The following is a 1,048-nucleotide window of genomic DNA, read 5'->3' as shown; positions in this document are numbered from 1 at the left end:
ATCCGCGTTCGCTCGCCACTACTAACGGAGTCTCGGTTGATGTCCTTTCCTCCGGGTACTGAGATGTTTCAGTTCCCCGGGTTTGCTTTAATAACCTATATATTCAGTTATCAATACCTAACACAAACCTTGATAAACCACCCTCATTACTGAGGGTAATTATCAGGGTCTGTAAAGGTGGGTTTCCCCATTCAGAGATCTCGGGGTCAAAGGTTGTTCGCACCTCACCCGAGCTTTTCGCAGCGTACCACGTCTTTCATCGCCTCTACGCGCCAAGGCATCCACTAAACGCCCTTGTAACGCTTGATTCTTCAGATTCTTGAGATGGTCACATCGGCCCGACCAGAAGTGTAGAGCCGTGCAACCTTCAATGTTTAGCGCTCATACGCGAGGACTAACATGTTCAACTTTAGTGTATTGAACATATCCTGCGCGGATGAACCGCTAGACGATATCTTTACTATTTAAAAGCCCATCCTTGTCGTAAAGTCTTAGATAAATCTAAGCCTCTGGGCGGATGAGCCCTCCATAAACGATGTCAAATATCTACCCTTTAGCACGAGGCAAAGAGCAAAACTTGTATAATGAGATGGTGGAGCTTAGCGGATTCGAACCGCTGACCCTCTGCTTGCAAAGCAGATGCTCTACCAACTGAGCTAAAGCCCCTTATCACAGGTACGCACTGAAAGAAGTGGTAGGCCGAAGAAGACTTGAACTTCCGACCTCACGCTTATCAGGCGTGCGCTCTAACCAGCTGAGCTACCGGCCTCCATAACACTTCGTTCAGAAAACAGGCAGTGTCGCCATCTCATTAGTATAAAAACCCTGCGTGCTGCACATATTTGCGCACTGCGGATAATTATCGAAAGGGAAGAGAAACGAAGACGGCGTCTAACCGCTATATGATCCTCATTAGGCGTGAGCCTGAGGACCTAATATTTTCTAAAAGATTAAAAAGGTGCGTGGTCAATAAAGACCGAAGACCTTCAAAACCTTCCTTAGAAAGGAGGTGATCCAGCCGCAGGTTCCCCTACGGCTACCTTGTTAC

At 47.4% G+C, this 1,048-nt stretch carries 2 tRNA genes and 1 rRNA gene; all 3 read right to left on the bottom strand.

Annotated features, from left to right (window positions below):
• Positions 1 to 309 (bottom strand): 23S ribosomal RNA (locus ACN0IC_RS15815); the annotation flags it as partial.
• Between the two features lie 281 nt (positions 310 to 590).
• Positions 591 to 666, bottom strand: a tRNA-Ala gene (locus ACN0IC_RS15810).
• 26 nt (positions 667 to 692) lie between these two features.
• Positions 693 to 769: transfer RNA gene (locus ACN0IC_RS15805), tRNA-Ile, on the bottom strand.
• Between the last annotated feature and the right edge of the window lie 279 nt (positions 770 to 1,048).

This window comes from Litorimonas sp., assembly GCA_029936425.1.
Classification (GTDB): domain Bacteria; phylum Pseudomonadota; class Alphaproteobacteria; order Caulobacterales; family Maricaulaceae; genus Litorimonas.
The sequence above is the reverse complement of the archived record's forward strand: the minus strand, read 5'-3'. Positions and strand labels throughout refer to the sequence as shown.